This is a genomic window from Gordonibacter pamelaeae 7-10-1-b (assembly GCF_000210055.1).
Classification (GTDB): Bacteria; Actinomycetota; Coriobacteriia; order Coriobacteriales; family Eggerthellaceae; genus Gordonibacter; species Gordonibacter pamelaeae.
On record NC_021021.1, the window covers coordinates 3,174,333 to 3,175,201 of the forward strand.

At 72.2% G+C, this 869-nt stretch carries 1 protein-coding gene; it reads right to left on the minus strand.

Features of this window, described 5'->3' with window-relative positions; all coding sequences use genetic code 11:
• Nucleotides 1–129: 129 nt before the first annotated feature.
• Entirely contained in the window at nucleotides 130–414 is a 285-nt protein-coding gene (locus GPA_RS14590; RefSeq protein ID WP_015540352.1) for a hypothetical protein, read from the minus strand.
• Between the last annotated feature and the right edge of the window lie 455 nt (nucleotides 415–869).

The window sequence follows — 869 nt, forward strand, 5'->3', positions numbered from 1 at the left end:
CCCTCGCGCGCCTGCGCCCCTGGCTCGCCGACAACCTGGTGGAGAACCCCCGCGCCGGCCGGCCCGACAGGAAGGGCGAGCCCGAGAAGCGCCTCGCCCTGCGCGAGCCCCGTAAGATCACCTGGGCGTTCATCGCCTGGGACAAGTGACGCCGGACGGCGCGCCGGAGCATGTCTCCTTGGCGGCCGCGATCGCGAGGAGGGCCCGGTTCTCGCGGTTGAGGGCCGAGGCTTCCGGGTCGCAGTCGATCACGGTGACGGGCATGCCCGGATACCGGCCCGCAAGCCCGTGAAGCGCTCCACGGGCTTGCACGTGGCCCTTGAGGCACCCGAACGCCTGCAGGTAGATCACATGGTCGACGCCCCGTCCGGCGAAGCGGTCGAGCTCGGACAGGTAGCGCACGTCGTCGGCCATCAATCCCTCGGGGGCGCGGAAGGACCGCTTCGCACCCCTCCCCCTCTATCAGGCCGACGATGCCGTCGCTCATGAAGGGCTCGAACACCATCAAGGCGTTCCCCAGAAGGCCGATGCGGGGACGTGCCGATGCGCACCGGGCCCCTTCGCCGGCAGCGGCGGGCGAAGGGGCGCGCCACGCCTTCGTCCAGCGCACGGCGATGCGGCGCCCGACGGCGCGGCCTGCCAATTCGGGGACGGACTCCAGCAGGCACCTCTCGCAAACCTCCGGCATCTCCACGACGTCCAGGTCCCCGTCCTCCCGCGCCATGCGGATCAGCCTGCCGGCGAGCACCCTCGCCACGAAGCAGACGCCGTCGGGAACCGCGCCCAGCGCCGTGTCGGCATCGGCCTTCCCCAAGGGCCCGAGAAGGCCCCAATGCGCAGGGAGGCCGCTTCCGCGCTCGGGAGGTGCC

Excerpts from the sequence above, each read along its gene's own strand:
- GPA_RS14590 (WP_015540352.1), bottom strand. The coding sequence starts at position 414 with ATGGCCGACGACGTGCGCTACCTGTCCGAGCTCGACCGCTTCGCCGGA.